This is a genomic window from Thiorhodospira sibirica ATCC 700588, assembly GCF_000227725.2.
In the GTDB taxonomy this organism is placed as follows: Bacteria; Pseudomonadota; Gammaproteobacteria; order Ectothiorhodospirales; family Ectothiorhodospiraceae; genus Thiorhodospira; species Thiorhodospira sibirica.
Genome location: NZ_MU255056.1, coordinates 1,660,900 through 1,683,181, shown reverse-complemented (window position 1 = coordinate 1,683,181; position 22,282 = coordinate 1,660,900). Strand labels below are relative to the sequence as shown.

At 58.5% G+C, this 22,282-nt stretch carries 13 protein-coding genes; 1 reads left to right on the top strand and 12 read right to left on the bottom strand.

The genetic code is table 11. The features are described 5' to 3' along the window. Positions 1–136: 136 nt before the first annotated feature. The 8 genes from hemH to THISIDRAFT_RS07945 all read right to left on the bottom strand — a co-directional run bounded on the left by hemH (position 137) and on the right by THISIDRAFT_RS07945 (position 12,555). A complete protein-coding gene (hemH, locus tag THISIDRAFT_RS07980) occupies positions 137–1,246 on the bottom strand; it encodes a ferrochelatase (protein WP_006786598.1) in 1,110 nt (369 codons plus the stop codon). A 42-nt stretch (positions 1,247–1,288) separates the two neighbouring features. Then, positions 1,289–1,828, bottom strand: a complete 540-nt coding sequence (locus tag THISIDRAFT_RS07975) for an HNH endonuclease (RefSeq protein ID WP_050984845.1) — start codon at positions 1,826–1,828, stop codon at positions 1,289–1,291. Positions 1,829–1,927: 99 nt separating this feature from the next. Continuing rightward, a complete protein-coding gene (locus THISIDRAFT_RS07970; protein ID WP_006786600.1) occupies positions 1,928–6,769 on the bottom strand; it encodes a chemotaxis protein CheB in 4,842 nt (1,613 codons plus the stop codon). Between the two features lie 209 nt (positions 6,770–6,978). Next, positions 6,979–7,956: a thiamine-phosphate kinase gene (gene thiL / locus THISIDRAFT_RS07965; RefSeq protein WP_006786601.1), complete on the bottom strand. Its 978-nt coding sequence runs from the start codon at positions 7,954–7,956 to the stop codon at positions 6,979–6,981. An 8-nt stretch (positions 7,957–7,964) separates the two neighbouring features. Then, positions 7,965–8,594 carry a lipoprotein insertase outer membrane protein LolB gene (gene lolB / locus THISIDRAFT_RS07960; RefSeq protein WP_006786602.1) on the bottom strand — a complete coding sequence of 210 codons (630 nt, stop codon included), beginning with the start codon at positions 8,592–8,594 and terminating at the stop codon, positions 7,965–7,967. After that, complete coding sequence (locus THISIDRAFT_RS07955) at positions 8,587–10,332, bottom strand: tetratricopeptide repeat protein (RefSeq protein ID WP_006786603.1); 1,746 nt, start codon at positions 10,330–10,332, stop codon at positions 8,587–8,589. The genes lolB and THISIDRAFT_RS07955 overlap by 8 nt, the downstream gene beginning before the upstream one ends. A 141-nt stretch (positions 10,333–10,473) precedes the next feature. Beyond that, positions 10,474–11,415 (bottom strand): TIGR01777 family oxidoreductase, encoded by a 942-nt coding sequence (locus tag THISIDRAFT_RS07950; protein ID WP_006786604.1) that lies wholly within the window; start codon positions 11,413–11,415, stop codon positions 10,474–10,476. 18 nt (positions 11,416–11,433) lie between these two features. Then, positions 11,434–12,555, bottom strand: coding sequence for a hybrid sensor histidine kinase/response regulator (locus THISIDRAFT_RS07945; protein WP_006786605.1), 1,122 nt, complete (start codon positions 12,553–12,555; stop codon positions 11,434–11,436). A gap of 260 nt (positions 12,556–12,815) precedes the next feature. On the opposite strand from THISIDRAFT_RS07945, the gene THISIDRAFT_RS07940 reads away from it, so the two are divergent. Beyond that, on the top strand, positions 12,816–17,999 hold the full coding sequence (locus tag THISIDRAFT_RS07940) for a diguanylate cyclase (RefSeq protein ID WP_006786606.1): 5,184 nt from the start codon (positions 12,816–12,818) through the stop codon (positions 17,997–17,999). A 100-nt stretch (positions 18,000–18,099) separates the two neighbouring features. Here THISIDRAFT_RS07940 and THISIDRAFT_RS07935 read toward each other — a convergent pair whose 3' ends face one another. The 4 genes from THISIDRAFT_RS07935 to THISIDRAFT_RS07920 form a co-directional block, all read right to left on the bottom strand. Next, on the bottom strand, positions 18,100–20,391 hold the full coding sequence (locus tag THISIDRAFT_RS07935; protein ID WP_006786607.1) for a DNA internalization-related competence protein ComEC/Rec2: 2,292 nt from the start codon (positions 20,389–20,391) through the stop codon (positions 18,100–18,102). A 120-nt stretch (positions 20,392–20,511) separates the two neighbouring features. Beyond that, positions 20,512–21,630 carry a glycosyltransferase family protein gene (locus THISIDRAFT_RS07930; protein WP_006786608.1) on the bottom strand — a complete coding sequence of 373 codons (1,119 nt, stop codon included), beginning with the start codon at positions 21,628–21,630 and terminating at the stop codon, positions 20,512–20,514. Then, positions 21,620–22,012 (bottom strand): monovalent cation/H(+) antiporter subunit G, encoded by a 393-nt coding sequence (mnhG, locus tag THISIDRAFT_RS07925; RefSeq protein WP_040851610.1) that lies wholly within the window; start codon positions 22,010–22,012, stop codon positions 21,620–21,622. The genes THISIDRAFT_RS07930 and mnhG overlap by 11 nt, the downstream gene beginning before the upstream one ends. Continuing rightward, positions 22,005–22,280 carry a monovalent cation/H+ antiporter complex subunit F gene (locus THISIDRAFT_RS07920; protein WP_006786610.1) on the bottom strand — a complete coding sequence of 92 codons (276 nt, stop codon included), beginning with the start codon at positions 22,278–22,280 and terminating at the stop codon, positions 22,005–22,007. The genes mnhG and THISIDRAFT_RS07920 overlap by 8 nt, the downstream gene beginning before the upstream one ends. Positions 22,281–22,282: the final 2 nt, after the last annotated feature.

The following is a 22,282-nucleotide window of genomic DNA, read 5'->3' as shown; positions in this document are numbered from 1 at the left end:
CGAAAGCAGTCTTAAGATAGCTGCCACGGTACCGATTTTCAGCCAGGTGATAGGAGATCCCAGCCTCCCCCCCAAGAGGTTTGTAGCCTGCCCAATGTGGCAGGCTTTTTTTATGGGCGCAAAACGGATGCAGGGATTACCGCGAGGCGCCTTTTTCCATGGCGCGTTGTCGGGTGAGCTCAGCCTTGACGGCTTCTTGGACGGCGTCATAGTCCGGTGCCGCCTCGGGCCAGCCTTGGGTGTGTTGTATGACCAGCTGAGCGAGGGTTTCAATGTGCATGTCCTGGCCATTGAGGGCGGGGATGTAGCTGTAATGTTCGCCACCGGCTTTGAGGAAGTTTTTGCGGTTTTCTACGGCGATTTCTTCCAGGGTTTCCAGACAGTCGGCGGCAAAGCCGGGGCAAATGACGCTGATCCGTTTGATGCCTTGACGGGGCAAGAGTTTGAGGGTTTCTTCGGTATAGGGTTTGAGCCATTCCTGACTGCCTACGCGAGATTGAAAGGTCAGCTCCCAGGCGGTGCGTTCCAGCTTGAGCTGTTCGGCGAGCAGGCGACCGGTGACAAAGCAGTGGCAGTGGTAGGGATCACCGGCGAGCAGGTAGCTTCTGGGGACGCCGTGAAATGACATCATCAGGTAGTCCTGCTGGCCTTGTTGCGCCCAATGGCTGCGCACGCTGTGTGCCAGGGCCTCGATATAAGTAGGCGCGTCATAGTAGTGGTTGATAAAGCGCAGCTCAGGCACCCAGCGCCAGCGCGTGAAACTTTCCGCCAGGGCGTCGAAGATTGAGCCGGTGGTGGAGGCGGAATATTGTGGATACAGCGGCAATACCAGGATACGCCGGGCGCGGGCCTGACGCAGCTGTTCTAAAGCCTCGGCAACGCTGGGATGTCCATAGCGCATGGCGATGGCAACCCGCACCGGGCCGGGCAGGCGCTGCTCAAGCACACTTTGCAGGGCCTGTCCCTGGGCTTTGGTGATGGCCAGCAAGGGCGAACCCTCCGGGGTCCAGACCTTGGCGTAAAGTTCAGCGCTACGGCGCGGGCGTACCTGCAGGATGGCACCGTTGAGAATCACCCACCACAGCGGTCTGGCCACTTCGACCACTCGCGGATCCCACAAAAACTGTTTGAGATAGCGACGCAGGGCCGGGGCTGTCGGGGCATCTGGGGTGCCGGTGTTGGCCAGTAAAACGCCCAGGCATTCTGCCTCGCCATGGATGTGGTTGGATTCGCCAATATAGTGCATGTGGTTTCAGCTAATGATGAGAGAAAATCAGCGGCGGCTGTGTTATTGCAGCGCACGCTGACGTAAGGGACTGCTGCGCGGGAAATGGGCCTTTAAAAACGCCATCTGGTCGCTCAGCACATGGCGGCTTTGCAAGTAAATATACTCGGCATGGGTGGGCATAAACGGCACGGCTAGCAGCTGCATTCCCGCCTGCTCAGGGGTGCGTCCGGCCTTGTGATTATTGCAGCGCTTACAGGCAGTGACCACATTTTCCCAGACATCGCGCCCGCCCTGAGTAATCGGAGTGACATGATCGCGGGAAAGCTCATGGCGTTTAAACGGCTGTCCGCAATACAGGCATAAACAGGCATCACGGCGAAACAGCGCCCGGTTGTTCAAAGGCGGTACATAGCCGCTACGCAGGGCGCGGTTGGTGCCGTGGGTGGCGATGATGGAATTGACCTCAATGAGGCTGCGTCGCCCGCTACGCGCCTGCACACCCCCGCGAATGCGATAGAGCAGACTGCCGCAGGTGTAGGCCACCTGCTGCGCAAAGTAAAGGCGTACTGCCTGTTGATAATCAATCCACTCAAGCGGCATGCCGGAGGTGTCGGTGCGTAAGACTTGCAGACTCAGGTTGTACACGTTTAGCGCTTCCTTGGAGTTGCGGGCCCCTGGACAGACACGCCCAGCGGTGCTTTACGGCCTGGAAAACTTTAACACGGCACGTTCGAGATCAGCCAGGCGAAAGGGTTTGACCACATAATCATCAAAGCCAATGCCCAAAGCCTCTTTTATCCGGCTCACCCCGGCATCGGCACTCACCGCGATGATCGGCGTGTGCGTACATTCTGGCTCGGCGCGCAACCGCTTAAGGACCTCAAAGCCGGTCATGTCCGGCAAATGCAAATCCAGCAAAATCAGCTGTGGCTGTGTGGCCAGCGCCAACTCAATCCCCAGCCGCCCGGTGTTGGCCTCGGCCAGCGCAATATTGGGATGACTGTCCATGAGACGGCGCATCACCATTAAATTGGCCGGATTATCTTCAATATAAAGGACTTTGATGAAATTATCATGGCTTAGTGCCGGTACCTCGCCCGCTTCAGCAGGCACAGGCGGCGGGGGCACGATCATGCCACCGTACCCCGCATCGTCAACCTCATCATGTAAGGGCAGCATCACCGTGAAAACGCTGCCTTTGCCGGGCGTGCTTTCTACCTGCACCGTGCCATGCATCATATCCAGTAGCTGCTGGGATAATGACAGACCGATACCAACACCGTCTACCTCCGACATCTCCCGGCCCAAACGCTCAAAAGGCTGGAACAGACGCTTGGTCTGCTCTTCGCTCATGCCGATGCCGCTGTCGGCAATGATGATGTAGGCATTACCGTTTTTGCCGGGTTTGGAGCGAATCACCACCGTGCCCTGGTCGCGGTTGTATTTGATGGCATTGGAGATAATATTGAGCAGCACCTGTTTAAGGCGGGTGCGATCCGCCCACACCAGCATACCTGCATCCAGCTCCTTGCTGATGCTGATATGGCGCGGGCGCGTGGTCGGCATCAAGGCGCTGATACATTCCTCAATCACCGATTTGGTATCGACAAGCTCCCGCTGTACCTCCAGACGCCCGGTTTCCAGCCGTGACAGATCCAGAATATCGTTGATCAGCGCCAACAGATGCCAACCGGCACGCAGGATTTCCTGAATGGAATCACGGTGCGTCTCGCTTTGCTGCTCATCGACCTCCAGCAACTGGGCAAAACCCAAGATGGCATTGAGCGGAGTGCGCAATTCGTGGCTCATGCGCGAGAGAAATTCATTTTTTGCCCGGTTCGCCTTTTCGGCTTCATCGCGGGCGGCGGCCAGATGCAGCTCGCCCAGCTTGCGCTCGGTGATGTCCTGGGTCAACCCTAACAGCTTGCGCTGGCGTCCGTTTTCACAATCCACCGCCGCCCGGGTATGCAGCCAGCGATCACCCAGCAGATCATCGTGCAGGCGGTATTCAATATCCAGCGCATCGGCCTTGCCATCGCGACAGGCGATCATGGCGCTATAGACGCTGTGGCGGTCGTCCTGATGCAGCAGGCGCAAAAAGCTGCGCAGATTAGGGATCTGAATGGCCTCGATCTGGCCGAAGATGTCATTGGCGATGTTGAGCGAGTGGAAGCGGTCTTCTTCGATATCCCACTCAAAACTCCATACCTGGGCATACAACTGGGCATGGCGCAGGCGGCGTTCATTTTCTGCCAGCTCGTGACGGGCTTTGACCTGTTCGGAGACATCATTTTGCACGGCGACAAAATGACTGATCCGGGCGTGCTCGTCGGTAATGGGGTAAATGGATAACTCATTCCAGAAAATCGTGCCATTTTTGTGCCGACTGCGCACGAGGGTATGCACGACCTTGCCGTTTTGCATGCCGAGATGAATATTCGCCAGGGCCGGGGCCTGATCGTCTGCCAGCGCCTCGAATAAAAAGCCAAAGCTGCGTCCTTTGGACTCTTCCAGCGTGTAGCCGGTAATGCTGCTGAAGGCTTTGTTGACATAGATAATGGGGAAGTCGTTGGTACCCGCAGTGATGGCAATGCCATTGGCGCTGGCATTGAGGGCCTGTGATTGCAGGTTGACCAGCATCTCATTGGCTTTGCGGGCGGTGATATCCAGGGCTTTCATACACACCGCATAGGCAATGCCGGCAGCATCGCGCAAGGTGAAATGCGAGGCCAGCAGGATCACGTCCTTGCCGCCGATGTGCAGGCAATGCTCGATTTCAACCACTTTTTCACTGGTCAGCGCCTGATGGTCGGCCTGGCGAAAAATGCGGGTGATCTCGGGGCTAAACAGCTCCTCATCCACCCGTCCAATGACCTCGGCGGCCTGATAACCGATGACCTCCAGCATTCGTCGATTGATCAACAGATAGCGCCCACCCCGGTCCTTGACATAATCCCATAACGGCGAGTGGTTGAGGATTTGCTGCAGACGGTTCTCACTTTCGCGCAGTTCGTTTTGGGTTTTGATGATCTCGGCATTATCCCAAAAGGTCAGAATCGCCCCCGCCCCGTGATGCTTGGTGCCCGCATACGGTTGAATGCGCATCAGATAATCGCCGGGGGCGCTGATTTGCTGTTCAAAGGGCTGGCTTGAGCGAATCACCTGATCCAGACGCTCAACCAGACCAGAGACGCTGACCAGTGCCTGCAGCGTCGCCACATTTTTGCCCATATCCTCATTGTTCAGATTGAAAATGCGCTGTGCTTCCTGATTGAAGTGCTTGACGCATAAATGGCTGTCGATGGCAATGATCGGATAGGGCAGGCTGTCTTTGATGTTTTGCAGGTCGCTGTTGACCAGGGCCAATTGCTCGGAGCGGCCTTGCAGTTCCTGATTGACTGTAGACAGTTCCTCGTTGGTGGCTTGCAATTCCTCGTTGGAGGTTTCCAGCTCTTCATTGGTCGATTGCAGCTCCTCGTTGGCCGATTGCAGTTCCTCGTTGGTCGATTGCAGTTCTTCATTGGTGGTTTCCAGCTCCTGCACCACCGTTTGCAGATGTTCGCGGGTGGCGGCCAGCTCGTGCTCCAGGGCGCGCACACTGTCTTCATCCGCCGGTCCGAGCGAGGCCGAATGGTCGGCAACCGGCACACTCAGGTTTTGCGGTTCAAACAGCACCAGATACAGTAGCTCGGCGCTATCATCCACCAGCGGCCTCACCACGAGGCGCACCGCCACTTCCTCGGTGTCCAGCCGATATTTCACCGTGCGCCCATGCACCGGCATCCCGGATCGCTTGGACTTGGCCACCAGCGCCCGCAGATCCAGCCCGAGATGCTTGGGTATCAGCTCCACCGCGTTTAAGCTGGTCTGGCCTTCTTTGTGACGCAGATACTGACCACCTTTGCCCAAAATCCGCCGAATATCCAGACGCTCATCCAGCAACAGACCCGGCGGCACATAGCTTTGCTGCAAGGAATCCAGAATGCGCTCCAAAATCCCTGGGCTGCGCTGTTCTATGGCCGTGGCGCTGGCTGCCCCGCCACCGTTACCCAGGCGCTGGATTGGGGGAATATAGCTGGAATCACCCGGCTTACGCTGGTACAGCTTGGCCGGCTTGGAGACGGTGACAAACAAGGTTTCACGACAATGCGTGGTTTCAGAACGCCCCAAAAACAGATAGCCATAACTGCGCAGGGCGTAATGGAAGGTTTCCAGAACGCGCCCTTGAATATCGTTTTTAAAATAGATCAGCAGATTGCGACAGCTCACCATATCCAGATGCAAGAAGGGCGGATCCTTGATCAGGTCGTGTTTGGCAAAAACGATCAGCTCACGCAACACCTGATTGACCTGATAGCAATCCTTGATCTTGTGAAAATAGCGCTGCAACAGGGCACGATCCAGTAACTCAATGGCGCTGCTGGAATAGACCCCGCGCCGGGCAGTGGCCAGCGCATCCAGATCCACATCGGTGGCATAGATTTGTACTTTGAGGTGCTTGGTCTGTTCGCGCATGGCTTCCAGCACCAGCATCCCCACGGAATAGGCCTCCTCGCCGGTGGCGCATCCCGCAATCCAGATACGCAGGGCCTCATCCGTGGGTTTGCGCTGCACAATCAATTGAATGAAGGTACTGAGCGCATTGAAGGCCTCGGTATCACGAAAAAAGCTGGTGACTACGATATGCAGCGTATTGACCAACGCCTCGGCTTCATCAAGGCGATGCTCAAGCAGATCCAGATATTCACCCAAGGAGGCGGCATTGCTTTCATGCAAACGGCGCTGCAAACGGCGCAACATCGTCGCTTCTTTATAGAGCCCCAGATCCACCCCGGTACGGGTACGCACCAGACGCACAATGCGCTCAAGCTCGGTGTGCTTGCCCAGATTTTGCGGCAAAGAAGACAAAGCGGTTGGCGTGGGCAAATGCTGATTTAAGCGCGTCAGGGCCTCCCCAATGCCTTCAGGGGGCAATATCTCGTCAGCCACGCCGGTATCCGCCGCTGCTTGCGGCATCCCGGTATATTTGGCGGTGTCCAGGCTTTGCACCAGCACATAACCCCCCGCCTGCTTGATGGCCTTCACGCCCTCTGCGCCATCGGTGCCGGTGCCAGACAGCACAATCCCAATGGCCAGCTCGCCCAGATCCATGGCGAGGCTGCGAAACAGTAGATCAATGGAAGGCTTGGGCGTTCCCCGGACGGTGGTTTCCTTGAGCCGAAAAATCCCTTCTTCAAACAGGACATTTGCCGCTGCCGGCGTGATGTAGATGGTATTGGGCGCAGGCGCAAAGCCGTCTTCCAGTTCCATCACCGGCAACTGGGTCTCGCGCCCTAAAATATCAGTCAACATGCTGGGGTGTTCGGCGGACAAATGCTGCGCGATGACATAGCTGAAATGGGTGTTTTCCGGCAAGGCGCGCAGCAACCGGCTTAGCGCCTCAATGCCGCCTGCCGATGCCCCGATTCCGACCACCGTCGGCAGCTCCCTGGAGGGTATATCCGCGCTGTCAACACCATGTTCTTGTGTCATCTCGGGCATGTTTTAAGACTCAGGACAGTGGTAATAAATAAAAATGATAATCATGTCCCTTTTGGCATCAGCAGGCCGCACTACCTTCCATATACGGCCCTCACGCACCGTGCGGCGCGCTTATGAGGGGTGAGGCCATGGGGATATTGTTGGCGGTTAGTATAACCGATACTTTGCCGCTTTCACTGTCATGGACAGGGAAGACGCAGGGCGTGGTCTCAGCAGGCAGGCGCAAAATGCTCATAGCCCCGGCGGCTTAGGCTTATATGCCTACCGTCAGGCGTTTGCAGCAGGCAACCGGGGGTGGTGTGGGTATGGCCGATGCAGGTCAGTGGAATCTGTAAGGCGGTGCAAAGGCGGCGCAAATCTTTCTCAGCCGGCGCGGGGGCAGTGAACAGAAGTTCATAATCATCACCGCCGTTGAGGGCGGGATACTGTTCAAGCGCCACGGGATGCTGGTGTAAATGGGCCTGTAGCGCCGCCGACAGGGGCAGATGTTCCAGATACAGGGTAGCCCCCAGCGCAGAGGCTTTGAGAATATGCCCCAGATCCGCACATAAACCATCCGAGATATCAATGGCTGCCCGCACCTCGTAGGCGTGCAACTGTGTCCCCAGCGCACAGCGCGGCGTGGGATAGCACAGGCGCTCAATCAGGGCGGGACTGTGTGGCGTTTGAATGCCCTGTTGCCAGCAGTGTAAGCCCGCCGCCGCATCACCGAGGGTGCCGGTGACAAAGATCAACTCCTCCGGGCGGGCGGCATCGCGTCTGAGCGCCTTATCCGGTTCGACCCATCCCAAGGCTTGCACAGTAATTGACAAAGGCCCGCAGGTGGTATCCCCGCCGACCAGCGCCACCCCCTCCTGCTCCAGCAGGCCGCGAAAGCCCTGCATAAAGCCACTGATCCAGGCACGATCTGCTGCAGGCAAGGTCAGCGCTAACGTGACCCAGGCGGGTTGCGCTCCCATCGCTGCCAGATCGCTTAGATTCACCGCCAAGGCTTTGTGGCCAATCGCCTGCGCCGGGGTATCCTGGGGGAAATGCACCCCGGCGACCAAGGTATCGGTGCTTACCACCAGCACATACCCCGGCGGCACCCGCAACACAGCCCCATCATCCCCCACCCCCAGCAGCACATCCTCACGCGAGCTGGGCAAATCAAAGTATGCGGCAATCACGTCAAATTCTGTGCCCATAAAAAACCTTAGACGCCGAAGTTAGGGTTGAACGGCGGGGCGTCTGGTTGCAGATGCCATTCGTCAATCAGCAGGCGCAGGTAGATGTTTTCATACTGCAGACGCATCCGCTGTGGCAGCGGCAAAGGGGCGTCATTGTAGCGCTCATAACGAATCTCCCAACCCGATTGGTACAGGGATTCAAGCTGTCCCTGGGCGCCGAGCTTGAGCGTGTGCTCAGCGGTGGGCAGGGGATGGCCCAGGATCCAGTAGCGTAGCCCGGCGGCGGGCAGGGGCCAGCCGAGCACCTGCTGGGTGAGTTCATCGACATGGCGGGCCAGGTAGTGCTCGCCTTCGCCGGTGCGCAGGGTGACGCCTTCGCTATTGCCCTGAATCCGGGCAATATCGCGCCCGAAAGGGCCAAAGAGTTGAATATCAAACTCGGCCTGATCCTGACGCCAGCGCACATTGGCATGCCATTGTTCATCTTCATGGCGCAAGGCAATGCGCCCATGAATGACCCAGTGTTGTAGCTGGAGAAGTTCGGCCTGGCGGTCTTGCCAACGGTCGGCCTGATCTTCATTTGACAGCGGTGGCAATGTGGTGCAGCCCGTCAGCCAGATGCCCAGCCACAGCAACAGCAGCAGCGCCTTATTCATCGTGGCTGAACTGCCGTTGCAGGCGTAACAGACGTTCATGCGCAGGATCGGCTTCCAGGGCGGTGCGCAAAATCTCCCACGCCTCGTCATAGTGACCGCGTGCCCACAAAAGTGCGGCCAGATTGCTGGCGATTTCGGCATCTTCAAGCATGGCATGGGCCCGGCGTAAGTAGATTTCAGCCTCATCCAGGCGCCCCAGACGAAACAGCACCCAGCCCAGACTGTCGGTGATCGCGGCATCATCGGAAACCAGTTCATAGGCGCGGATGATATAGCCGTAGGCCTCCTGATAGCGATCGGTGCGATCCGCCAGGGTATAGCCCAGGGCATTGAGCGCAGCGGCATTGTCGGGATCCTGGGCCAAAATGGTGCGCAAATCGGCTTCAAGGATGTCCAGGCGGTCCAGGCGCTCGGCCATCAAGGCGCGGGCATACAGCAGTTGCGGATCGTCGGGGTAGAACTCCAGCGCCTCGTTGAGCAGCGTCATGCCCTCTGCATAGGCGCGCTGATCACGCAGAATTTGCGTCTCCAGCAGATACAGGCGCACGGTTTCATCAGAGTGGACGCTTTCAAAGCGCAGCCGCTCAAAGCGCTCACGGGCAGTATGCAACCGTCCGGCCTGGGCGTGCAGGGTGGCAGCACGGCTATGGGCTTCCAGCCAGTAATCACCATCGCTGACCCGCTCATACCATTGCAGTGCCTGTGCAGGCCGCCCCGTGATGTCGGCAATGCGTCCCAGATAGTAGCGCGCTTCCTGTTCATGCACGCGCAGTTCCAGAAGCTGGCGCAGCAGGCGCTCGGCGCTTTGATACTGTTCCGCTTCAATATGCAGCAAAGCCAGGGTGTAGATGAGGTCGCTGTCGTGCGGACGGCGTTGGATCAGCGTGCTAAATACGGTCTGAGCCTCGTCAAAACGCCGCTCACGCAACAGCATCCGTGCATAGGTCATACGCAGTTCATGGTTATCGGGATGATCCTGGAGCAGGCGTTGCAGGGATTCCAGCGCCGCAGCGGCCTGACCGGTTTCACTTAAGGCACGCGCTTTGATCATGCGGGCGGGCATCGACTGCGGATGGATGCGCAGGGCCTGCTCTGCAGCCAGTAGGGCGCCGGCATAGTCTTGATGGTGTGCCGCCAGATTAGCCAGTGCCAGATAGGCGCGGATATCATTGGGATAGCGCTGTGCCAGCAGGCGCATGGCCTGGGTGGCGGCGCGGGCATCCTGGCTGCGACTGAGCAGACTGGCGACCAGACCAAAGCCATTATCCTCAACCTGTTGCACCCGCTGCATCAGGTATTCCAGGTGCCCGAGTGCCTCCTCGGGCCGGCCTTCGTTGACCAGCAAGGCCGCTAAAACCTGACGCGCATCCAGATTCTCCGGGGCCAGTACCAGCCAGCGCTGTACGGCTTCGATGGCCAGATCCGCCGCCCCGGCAATGAGAGCGATGCGGGTGGCGCGTTCTGCCACTTGGGGCTCATGACTGAGCTGCGCGGCGCGCAGATAATGTTCCACGGAAATGTCCAGCTGTCCGAGATGACCGGCAATCTCGCCCACCAGCAATTCATAGAGCAGATTGGCAAATACATCGTCGTCGGGAACCGCATCGTAGAAGATGGGCAGGGGCGATGTTAGCAAGGGGGCTGGCGGAGTATCATCGGTGGGGCGCGCCGGTGGGCTGGCTGTACATCCGCCAAGCATCCACAGGGCGCAAACAACAATCAGTAAGCGGGAAAGCATATGCGGGGGCGTAGTCCTGTGTCTGTGCATGATGTGGCTGGGCAATTTACACACGGGTGCAACATAAACCGCGCAGGGTGCGGCCTTAAGCCGCACCCTGCGCGGGGGCGTGAGATGGTTTAAACAACACACGGCGTAATATCACGGGGCATAGAGGGCAGCAAGCGCTGTGTCTGCCGTCGGATAGCGAAAGACATAGCCCATATCCAGTAATCGCTGGGGAAGGGCGCGGCGTCCACTGAGCAGCAGGGTAGACATCTCGCCCAGGGCCAGTTTAAGTGCAAGGGCCGGAGCCGGTAGCAGGGCAGGGCGGTGTAGCGCACGTCCGAGTTCCCGCATGAAGGCGGCATTACTCAACGGATGCGGGGCACACAGATTAAACGCGCCGTGGGCTGCCTCCTGCGCGAGCAGAAATTCTATGGCACCGAGCTGATCCTCCAGATGAATCCACGATACCGGCTGTTGCCCATTGCCCAGGGTGCCACCGGCAAAGAAGCGAAACGGCAAAGCCATGCGTGGAAGCGCACCCCCGTTGTCACTGAGCACCACCCCGGTGCGCATGATGACACGGCGCACCCCCAAGATTTCAACAGGCGCGGTGGCCTGCTCCCACTGCGCACAGACCTCGGCAAGAAAGCCTTCCCCGCGTGGGGAGTCTTCATTGACCGGCGGCAACTCCATGGAAGGCTGCGCGGCATAATAATCAATCCCCGAGGCCTGCAGCAAAACACGCGGTTTGACGGTAGCAGCAGTGATGGCCTGCACCACGGCCTGTCCTGCTGCCACCCGCGAGCGGGTAATCAAATCTTTACGCTCCGCGCTCCAGCGGGTTGGCAACAAGCCCTCGCCGGCGATATTTGCGCCAGCCAGGTTGACAATGGCATCGGCACCCTCAAGCTCACTCCCCCAGCCCTGCGCACTAACGCCATCCCATGCCAGGATGCGCACCTGCGGGTGCAGCCCAGCTGCACCGGGCGCCTGGGCCTGACGACTGAGCACAATCACCGCGTGTCCCTGGGCCGCCCAACGATTGGCCAGGTGTCGCCCGATAAATCCGGTACCGCCGGTAATAAGTATCTTCATGGCAAAAAAACCTCCGCACTAGCGCTCGCTGGTGGTTTTAGGCAAGGTGATGTGGATAATGGTGTGTCCTTCCTGGCTGCAATCTAGGGCAATCGCTCCGCCCAGTGCCTTGGCAATCAAACGGGCTGAATAGGTCCCAAGCCCGGTGCCGTTGGGTTTGTTGGCGGTGACAAATTTTTCAAAAAACCGCGCCCGGATCGTCTCGGGGACTTCGCCCGCATTGCGGATGCGAATCTCGAGGGTATCTCGCTGTTCCGTGAATGCGATGTCAATCACCGCGCCGTTAGGTGAGGCCTCCAGAGCATTTTTATACAGATTCGCCAGCATCGAATAACAGACTAACTCCTCCGAGAACATCATGATTTGGTCCTCGGCAGTCACTGGCTGTTCATTAAGCAAGATGTGTACCTGAATATCACGTCCCTGTTGCCAGAAGCGCTCATCATTCAGCACATCACGCAGCACTTTGAGCAGATCCACTTCAGCCAGCTGTGGTTCATAAATGCCGTATTCCATTTTCAGCAAAACCAGCGACATATTGATCATATTCATCATGCGCCAGCCCACTTCCTCGATGTCTTTGACCATCTCACGCTGTTCAAGTGTCAAATTATCGTCCATCAGCAATAGCTGCGGGGTGCCGATGATACTGTTCAGTGGCGATTTAAGATCATGGCGCATGACGCGCTCAATATCCTCGCGCATCTGTGCCGCTTCAATCAGAGCCTGGTTTTGCGCTTCCAGACGACGCTTGGCCTCGTGCAAGGCGATATGCGTCTGAATCCGCGCATGCAGGATGGCCGCATTGATCGGCTTGGAGATGTAGTCCACCGCACCCAGCGAAAAACCTCGAGTTTCATCCTGCACCCCGCCCCGTGCGGTGAGAAAAATGACGGGGATATCGCGAGTATCTGGGTGTTCTTTGAGGCGGCGGCAGACCTCATAGCCATCCATGGAAGGCATCATGATGTCTAGCAAGATCAAATCCGGTCGCTGGCTTTGGGCGATTTTGAGCGCAAGCAAGCCATTGGTCGCCGCCTTGACGATATAGTTTGCGCTCAGGGCGGCCCTGACCACATCCAGATTCTCTGGATTATCATCAATCGCAAGTATGCTTTTGGGCTTAGGCACTAGGGTCATGCAGGGTTCACATCTCGCTAAAAGTGACTGGTTTTCGGTGGCTGGCACGCAGACAAAGCAGAATAATCAGAGCTTACACCTAGGACCATTATACGGGCTTTTATCTTTGGGTTAGAAACTGCTGCTGGTAGAATGAAGCCGCCATCCTGGAACGCCTGCACAATGTGCCGGGTTGCGCACAGTTTATTCGGCTCGACAGTGTGAAGCGGCAATGGGTGCGGCTGGTGCGGGCTTGATCAACATTGCCGGAAAAAACTCACATGACTGCCAACTACGCGAATTTGAAACTTCTGCACAGTGGCGACAACTCGGAGGTCTATCGCGCTATACGGGTTGCGGACAACCAGCCCGTGGTGTTGAAAAAGCTCAAGTCGCCATACCCAACGCCCGAGCAAATCCGCCGCTACCGGCAGGAGTATCAGCTCATTGGGTCGCTGCAATCGCCGAATGTCATTCGGGCTTACGCTCTAGAGGAGCAACGGAAGAGCTTCGTTATCATCTTGGAAGATGTTGGCGGGATAGCCATCGGACAGTGGCTTGCGCAACGCAAACAGCCGTTGACACTCGGCGAATTCCTCCCTTTGGCCCTGAAAATAGCGGAGGGCCTCAAGCAGTTGCACGCGCACCATATCATTCACAAGGATATTAATCCGTCCAATATTGTCGTCAACCCGGCGACCGGGGTGGTCAAAATCATTGATCTGGGCATTGCCACCCAACTCGACCGAGAGACGCCCTTGCTCAAGGCGCCGAGGGAATTGGAAGGAACCCTCCCTTATCTGTCCCCGGAACAGACCGGACGCATGAATCGCACCCTGGATTATCGCTCGGACTTCTATTCGCTGGGCGCGACTTTCTATGAAATGTTGACGGGCGCTCCGCCCTTTGTCAGCACCGACCCGATGGAGTTGGTGCATTGTCATATCGCCAGAGAACCTGTGCCTCTCCACCGGCGTCGACTCCGGGGTGACGACGCGGATTCCGGGGATTTTCCTGCCGCACTGTCTGATATCGTCATGAAGCTCATGGCGAAGAACGCGGAGGATCGTTATCAAAGCGCCAGCGGACTGCAAGCGGATTTGTCGGAATGCCTGGTTCAATGGGAAAAAGACGCACGGATCACTTCGTTCCCACTGGGCACAAAGGACATCTCCGGCCAGTTTCAGATTCCGCAAAAGCTCTATGGACGCCGCCACGAACGCGCCGCGCTCGTTGATGCGTTCGAGCGCATGGCCGGTGGAGCCGCAGCGTCGGAGTCCGCTGCTGTAGACCTTGCCGGAGAGCGGTCGTCACCCGCTTGGCACGGCGCCCAATGGGTGCTGGTTACGGGATACTCCGGCATCGGGAAGTCCTGTTTGGTTCAGGAACTCTACCGACCCATCACCGAGCGGCGAGCGCGCTTTGTCTCAGGAAAATTCGACCCGTTCAAAAGCACGACGCCCTATACCGCAGTCATCGACGCGTTCACAGATTTGGTTAAAAAGCTGCTGAGCGAGCCGGAGTCGGTACTGATGCAATGGCGGGCGGACTTGACGGAAGCGCTGGGCGTGAACGGACAGTTGCTGGTCGATGTGATTCCGGCCCTGGAATTGATTATCGGCAAGCAGCCTCCCGTACCCGAGTTGGGATCCGTCGAGTCACGGAACCGGTTTAATCTGGTTTTACAGCGATTTATCGGAGTATTTTGCCGCGCCGACCAGCCGTTGGTGATGTTCCTTGACGATCTGCAGTGGGCGGATCTGGCGACACTGAGTTTGATCGAGCGACTCCTTGAAGACCGTCGCATCACGCATTGCCTGCTGATCGGCGCCTACCGGCACAATGAAGTCTCTGCAAGCCATCCCCTCATGCTGTTGATCGAGCAGGCGCGCCGCAAAAACATCGCCGTCGAACAGCTCTTTTTGAGGCCGCTGGATTCCGCGCACGTTGGGCAAATGATCGCCGAGACGCTGCATCGGTCGATCGAGGAGAGTCGGGAACTGATTGATTTAGTGATGCGCAAGACGGATGGCAATCCATTTTTCGTCAAGGAGTTCCTGAAGCGTCTTCATGGCGAGGAACTGCTGCGCTTCGTCGCATCCGACAACCGGTGGACTTGGGATCTCGAACGGATCCATGCCATGGGACTCAGCGACAATGTCGTGGATCTCATGGTCGGACGGCTGCGGAAGCTGCCGGTATCCGTTCAGAGGCTGCTGGCCTTCGCGGCCTGCCAGGGGGTGAAATTCGATCTGTCAACCCTGTCAACCGTCCTGGATCGCAGCGCCGCAGATGTGGGTGCGGATCTTCGGTTGGCAATGAACCAGGGGCTGGTGGTATCGCGATCGCCGCCGAACGAGGATCTGCTCATCCTGGATTATAAATTCGGTCATGATCGCATCCAGCAGGCGGCCTATTCACTGATCCCGGAACAGGATCAGGCAACACGCCATTATCAAATCGGCCGGTCATTGCTCGCGCAGGTGTCTTGGGCAGAAAGAGAAAACGCTGTCTTTGCCATCGTTGAGCAACTGAATCGTTGTCTCCGGCTGATCGACGACCCGAACGAACGCGTCGAGCTGGCGCGGCTCAATCTCCTGGCCTGCAAAAAGGCGAGAGCGGCCGCCGCCTACCCAGCCGCGAGCGCGTATGCGGCAATCGGTCTGAAGGTATTGGGCGACGATGGCTGGCATCAGCACTACGCACTCGCCCTGGCATTGCACGACCTTGCAGCGGAAATGGCGTCCTTGACAGGCGATAACGACCGAATGGATCAAGTCATCGCTGCGATCGGTGCTCATTCCAGGGATGTACTGGACCAAATCGACAGCGCCATCGTTAAGATCCAGGCACTGGTGTCCAGAAACCAGCCGGTCGAAGCCATATCCACGGCATTAGCGATACTGAACGAGCTGGGCGTGCAGTTTCCCGAGAACCCAACCGGCGAGGATATTCAACAGGCGATCCAGGAGGTCTCCCGGTTAATCGGGGACCAGTCGATCGAGGAGCTTTCCCGCCTCCCGCCCATGACCGACCGCAAAACCATCGCCGTCGTGCGGATTATCGCCAGCATCTTCGCCGCCTCTTTCCAGGTGGGAACTTCTCTTCTGCCCCTGCTGTACGCTTTGCAGGTCAATTTTACGCTTCGTCATGGTCATACGCCTGCCTCAGCGTTCAATTTTGCGTGTTACGCCGTGATTCTTGCGAATGTGGCGCGTGATGTCGCGACCGCCTCCCGCTTTAGCCGGCTCGCACTGAATATGGCCTCGCAGGATGAGGCGAAAAGCGTCCGCGCCGCGACCTATAATGTGGTCGGAATCTGCTTATATCATCGCTCGGTTCACTTGCGTGAGACGCTGCCGATTTTTCAAGCGGGCTATGAAACGGCGCTGGAAACAGGCAATCTGGAGTACGCCGGTTACAATGCGCAGGCATTTTCCCAGCACGCGCTTTGGTCCGGCAAGCCACTGTCCGAGATCGAACCACAGATCAGCGCCTATCGCCAGCATTGTCTCGACCTGAATCAAGTGACGGCGGCAAACTACTGCCTGAACTACTGGGAGACAGCGGTATCGTTGCTGGATAATCCCAAGCATGTTGCCCTCGTATTCGACCGGCAGGCTGACGAAGAACAGCTCGTGGCTCAGGCGCAGGCATCGGGGGATTTCTTGCGCATGGCCGGCTTTTATGTGCATCGCATGATGCTGCGGTACCTGTTAGGTAACTACGCGCTCGCTCAAGCCGACGCCGAGCAGGCCAGACACTATATCGGCAGTGCCGCAGGCTTCAATTTCGAAGCCGGTCTCTATTTCTATGCGTCTCTGATCGCGCTGGCGCCGCGCGCCGATGCGGATGCGGTGCAACCACCCTACCTCAGTTCCGAAACGTACCGACAGCGCGTGGCGAAATCCCAGGACGAGCTTTGGTTTTGGGCGCAGCATGCCCCCATGAACTATTTGCACAAATGGCAACTCGTCGAAGCGGAGCGGCATCGCGTAGCCGGTCGTCGCATTGAGGCGAGCGAGCTCTACGATCTCGCCATCAGCGGCGCCCACGAACAACTCTACATCCAGGAAGAAGCCCTGGCCAACGAACTGGCCGGCAAGTTCTATCTCGCGTGGGGTAAAGAGGCCAGCGCGCGAGCCTACCTGCTGGAAGCCCGATATTGCTACGCGCAATGGGGCGCCATCCGGAAAGTCAAGCAACTGGAGACCGAGTACCCGCGCTTCTTTCAGTCTCCACAGCTTCCAGCAAGCTTCAGTCCTTATGCGTTCCAGGTCGCTCGCAATACGAACGATGCCAGGGCCAGCGCGGCATCTCTCGATCTCTCGGCCATCATGAAAGCGTCCCGCGCCATCGCTGGTGAAATTGTCCTGGATCGGCTGCTGCAAAGACTCATGGCGATCCTTTTGGAGAACGCGGGCGCCCGCACGGGATGCCTGCTGCTGCATACGCCTGCCGAGGACGGCAGCTTCGGGCCTTTTTCGATTGCTGTTGGTGCGGAGTCTGGTGTTACCGCCGTGCCGGAATCCATTGTCAACTATGTCGCACGCACGCTCGAAAGCGTCGTGCTCGACAACGCTGCCGGTACGGGGCGGTTTGTCCATGATCCGTACATTCAGTCCAGCAAACCGCTCTCTGTCCTGTGTTATCCCTTACTCAATCAAGGGAAGCCGGTCGCTATCGTGTATCTCGAAAACAGCATCACGACTGGCGCTTTCACGGCGGATCGCATTGAATTTCTCCAGCTATTGTCCGGTCAGGCGGCCATTGCCATCACCAATGCGCAGTTATACGCCGAGAAGGCGGAATACACCCACACGCTGGAGCAAAAAGTCGCCGAGCGCACCCGCGAACTGGAAGCGGCGAACGCGCGTCTATCCGCCCTGAGCAACACCGACGGTCTGACCGGAATCGCCAACCGGCGCCGCTTCGATGAGGTGTTTCAGCACGAATGGAACCGCGCCCAGCGCAGCGGCTCACCGTTGTCGGTGGCGCTGCTCGATGTGGACTGGTTCAAGAAGTACAACGACCACTACGGCCATCAGGCCGGTGATGACTGTCTGTGTCAGGTGGCGCGAGTCGTTGCTGACGCCGCCTGTCGCGCTGGTGATCTGGCCGCGCGCTACGGTGGTGAAGAGTTTGTCCTGCTCGCCCCGGCCACCGACCGCCAAGCGGCCCTGAGCCTGACCACGCGGATCTGTCAGAAACTGGAACAGCTGGCGATTCCCCACGCGCTGTCGCCCTACGGCCATGTCACCGCCAGCATCGGCGTAGCGACCTTGGTTCCGACGGATGAATTGCAGGACGACAGCCCGAAAGAGCTTTTGAAGCGGGCGGATGCCGCGCTTTACCAAGCCAAGGAACAAGGGCGGAATCGGGCGCTGGCGGACTGCGACTTTCCGAAACAAAGTGAACGCGGATCGAATACCATCCCACCTGCCTGCGTCGCGGCAGGCAGGTAAAGCACAGGGCGCACGATTGAAGGAGGGGTGTTTTTGACGTGGCGGCGGCTTCTAGCCGTCGCAGCAAGGAGCAATCGTAAATCAACACGTTAAAGCCGACCTATTCACGATGATAATGGCGTTGTGTGCGGATACGGTAGCCCGGTAAGACCTGCACCCCGCGTTCAGGCACAAAGCGCACTTCGATGGCGCCTTGGGTGGCGGTGTCCAGGGTTTGTGCGCCGACGGCCTCAAGACGCGCCAGGGTTTCGGGATGCGGATGGCCAAAGCGGCTGCGATAGCCTGCGCTGATCAAGGCCCACTGCGGCTGTACCCAGTTGAGCAGGGCCTCGCGGGTGGCATGAGGCGAGCCATGATGGGCAACCTGCAATACATCCACCGCCAGCTGTTCACGGTAATGACGCCACATCACCGTCTCGCCCAGCGATTCCAGATCTCCGGTCAGTAACAGCGAGCCGCCCGGCCCCTGAATCAGCACCACGCAAGACGACATATTGTCATTGCCCCAGCCCGGCGGGGGATGCAAGACCGTAAACGCAACGCCATCCCACTGCCAGTGTTGCCCCTGCAGGCAGAGCTGATGATCGGGGTGAACAAACTGCTGCAGATCGCGACTCCACAGGCTATCCACGCGTGCTATCTGATCCAGCACCGACTGCGTACCCCCGCTGTGATCGCTATCGCCATGACTGATCAGCAGGCGGTGGATATGGGCACGTCCGGCATAACGCAGATATGGCACCACCACAGCTGCTCCGGTATCAAAAGACGCACTGAACATTGGCCCGGTATCATAAACCAGGGTGTGCTGGCGGGTTTTGACCACCATTGCCAGCCCTTGCCCCACGTCCAGCATGATCAAACGAAACTCACCGTGCTGGGGCAAGTCACGCTGCACAAACACCACCGGCAGCAACATGACCAGACCCAGCCAGCGGGCGGGCATGCCTTTGGGGGCCAACAGCCAGAGCACCCCCAGCAGGCCCAGCAGCAAAGCTCCCAGCGGGGCATCCAGGTAATAATGCGCGCCCGGCCAGGATTCAAGCCATTCCATGAACCACCACAACCAGCAGATCAACGCATCGGCCAAGGTCAGCAGGCCAATCCCCAGGGCTTCATGAATATGCACCACCAGTACGCCCATGAGCACCACTGGCACCACTAAAAAACTGACCCAGGGAACCGCAACCAGATTGGCCAGTGGCGAGATCAGCGAGGCGCTCTGAAACCACAGAATGGTCAATGGAATCACCCCTACCGCACTGACCCAATGAACCTGCCAGGCGGTGCGAATTTTACCCGCTTGCTGGGTACGTCCACCCAGGCCATAGAGGATGATCGCCACCACCGCAAAAGACAGCCAGAAGCCCCCCGCCAGCACCGCACGCGGGTCCCATAGCAACACTGCCATTAGCGCCAGCGAGAGGACATTCCAGGGTTGGCGCCCACGTCCAAACCACAGCGCAATCAAGGCAACGCTGAGCATGATCAGGGCGCGTTGGGTGGGAATGGCAAAACCCGCCAGCAGGGCATAGGCAAAGCCAAATGCCAAGGCTCCCAGCAATCCGGCCCGCTGGGCAGGCAGCCATAAACACAGCGGGGTGAGTGCAAAACGCCACACGGTGGCCGTCAGCAGATAGCCGATTCCCGCCAACAGGCTCACATGCAAACCGGAAATGGCCAGCAGATGGTTGGTGCCGGTGCTGGTCAGCGTCTGCCATTGCGCTTGCGTGATCTCGCCGCGATAACCCACGGAAAGGGCCAGGATAATGCCGCGATAGTGCGCATCCGGCAAGGCCGTCTGCAGGGTGTCTATGAGGGAGGCGCGCAGACGATCGACCATCGTTTTAGCGGGCGGGTCCAGCGGCAATCGCTGCGCCTCGCCGGGGTTGCGTACCGAACCCGTCGCCGCATAGCCTTGCTGAAACAGCCAGCGCTCATGGTCAAAGCCACCGGGATTGCGCATTCCGCTGGGGCGCTTCAGGCGCACCGTCAATGCCCAGTGCTGGCCGCTGTGAATCGCCGGGGCGACGCCATACCAGCTCAAACGTACCTGCCTGGGCAAGGGGCTGTTAAGTTCGCTGCGGCTGTCGGTGATCTCAAAGGCAAAGACGGTGGCGCGTTGCCGCTGTTGGGGAATGCCGCGCACCACGCCGGTGATGTGGAGGTCAATGCCTTCCAGTGCGGGGTCCAGTGCTGGCCCATAGATCCCATGCACATGCCACAAGGCCCAGATAAATCCGGCAACAAGCATCCACAGCACGCGCCCCCAGCGATGCCACAGCAAGGGTGCCAGAGCCAGCAGGCTAAAGGCCCAGGCCAGCGGCGGCAAACTCGCTTGCTGATGCAGCGCAGTGACGCCGAGCAAAAAAGCGATGGCAAGCAGTGGCATCCGTGTGTGGGGCAATCCGCAAGGTTGCGCTGGCACCTGCCTGCGCCGCGTGCGTCGCGGCAGGCAGGAAGGCGACGCGCAACAGGCTTAACCAGCGGCATTGGGAAAATGCCGCGACGTCTACAGCGCTTTAAGGGTGTTTAGCCATTGGCTGGCCTGGGTTTGCAGGGTGCGCTGCGCCTTGACCTCGGCATGGGCCTGGGTACGGATGTGTGTGCGTAGCGCAGCGTCAGTGGCCAGCCGATGCAGCGCCGTCTGCCAGGCGTCGGGCTGGTTGTGTACCAGCAAACCGGTGGACTCGTGGCGTATGCTGTGTGCATACGGCCCAACCTGGCTGTATATGCCGGGAATCCCCAGCAGGGCGTAATCCAAAAACTTGATGTCTGATTTACAGCGGGTAAAGGGGTTATCTTCCAGGGGCGCGATGGCAAAATCCCAGCGCAGATGGTCAACGCACCAGGCCACAAAGGCCTCATAGGAAACAGCCCCCTGAGTATCCAGCACGCGCACCGGCAGGTCGGCAAACAGGGCCTGGATTTGCTCAGGGTTTTGGGAGATGCCCAGGATCTGCAACTCCGTTTGGGCATCGTCGTGCAAAAAAGCCCGCAAGGGCTCATAAACCAGCATCAGATCGGCAAAATGCGTGGGCGTTCCCATATAGCCAAGCCGCCGTTTTTGCGGTTTGCCTGCCTGCCACGACGCACCTGCCTGCGCCGCGTGCGTCGCGGCAGGCAGGTCGGCATCCGGCGGTGCGGCGGCGGCATCCGCAAATAATCCCTCATCCAGGGCATTAGGGAGTACATGAATCTGTGCGTTAAAACCGGCCATGCGCGCTGCCAACGCTGGCGTAGAAACAATCAGGGCATCGGCCTCGCGGGCCAGATAGCGGATAATATTGCGCTCCTCATCACTGGGGTAGCTCTGCCAGTTTTGATCCAGATGCAGATCCAGCAGATTATCATCCAGGGTATATAGGCAGCGTCCCGCGATCTGACGCGCCGCCTGCATCAGCTGGCGCGCCTTGGCAAGGGTAAAATGCGGTGCCCACAGACGTTCAATGATGAGGATGTCCACCGGCGTTGCGGGCAGAGCGACCCCGGCGGTCACTTCCAGCGCGGCGGCAATGCTTGGATGGCGCAGTGGGCGGAGCCAGCGGATGACACTGCAACCGTGCGGTTGTTGGTCGGCGTTGTGTTCATACAGCAGATGTACCCGCAGCGGCGGGGTTTCAGTGGCCATCGTGTGGGGCCTGCGCGTCGGCTGGCGGGGCATGACTGGCCAGTTCATGGGTGTGCGGGTGGTAGCGGCCTTTGAGCTCATCTTTGATGCTGTGCTGCCACATCGGCACGCCCGTGACATAGCCCGCACGGCCCATGACGTGCGCGGCAATCGGCGAGGTCAGCATGGTAAAACCGACAATCGCCAAGGCGCGGGCACTCACCCCCAGATTCATGAAATAAATCACCAGGCCAAGCATGATCAACCCCACGCCCAGCACCCCGGCCTTGGTGGTGGCGTGCAGGCGCATGGTCAGATCGGGCATCCGCAACACGCCCAGCGCGGCCACCAGCATAAACAAGGCCCCCAGTAACACCAGCAGGCTAATCAGGATTTCAGTCAGCATCACGATGCGCTCCTTTTTCCAGCAGACGGGCAAAGCCTACCGCCGCTAAAAATGCGGTCAAGGCCAGCACCATCGCCACATCCAAAAAGGCGGTGGCTTTGCTAGACAGGGTATAAATGGCGATAAAGCCGATCATCAACGAGGCAATCAGCTCCAGGGCCACCACCCGATCCGGCAGCGAAGGCCCAATCACCAGACGGATAAAGGCCAGCACCAGCGCAAGGCTTAAAATGGCATAGGCCGTCATCAAGGTATATTCAAGCATGG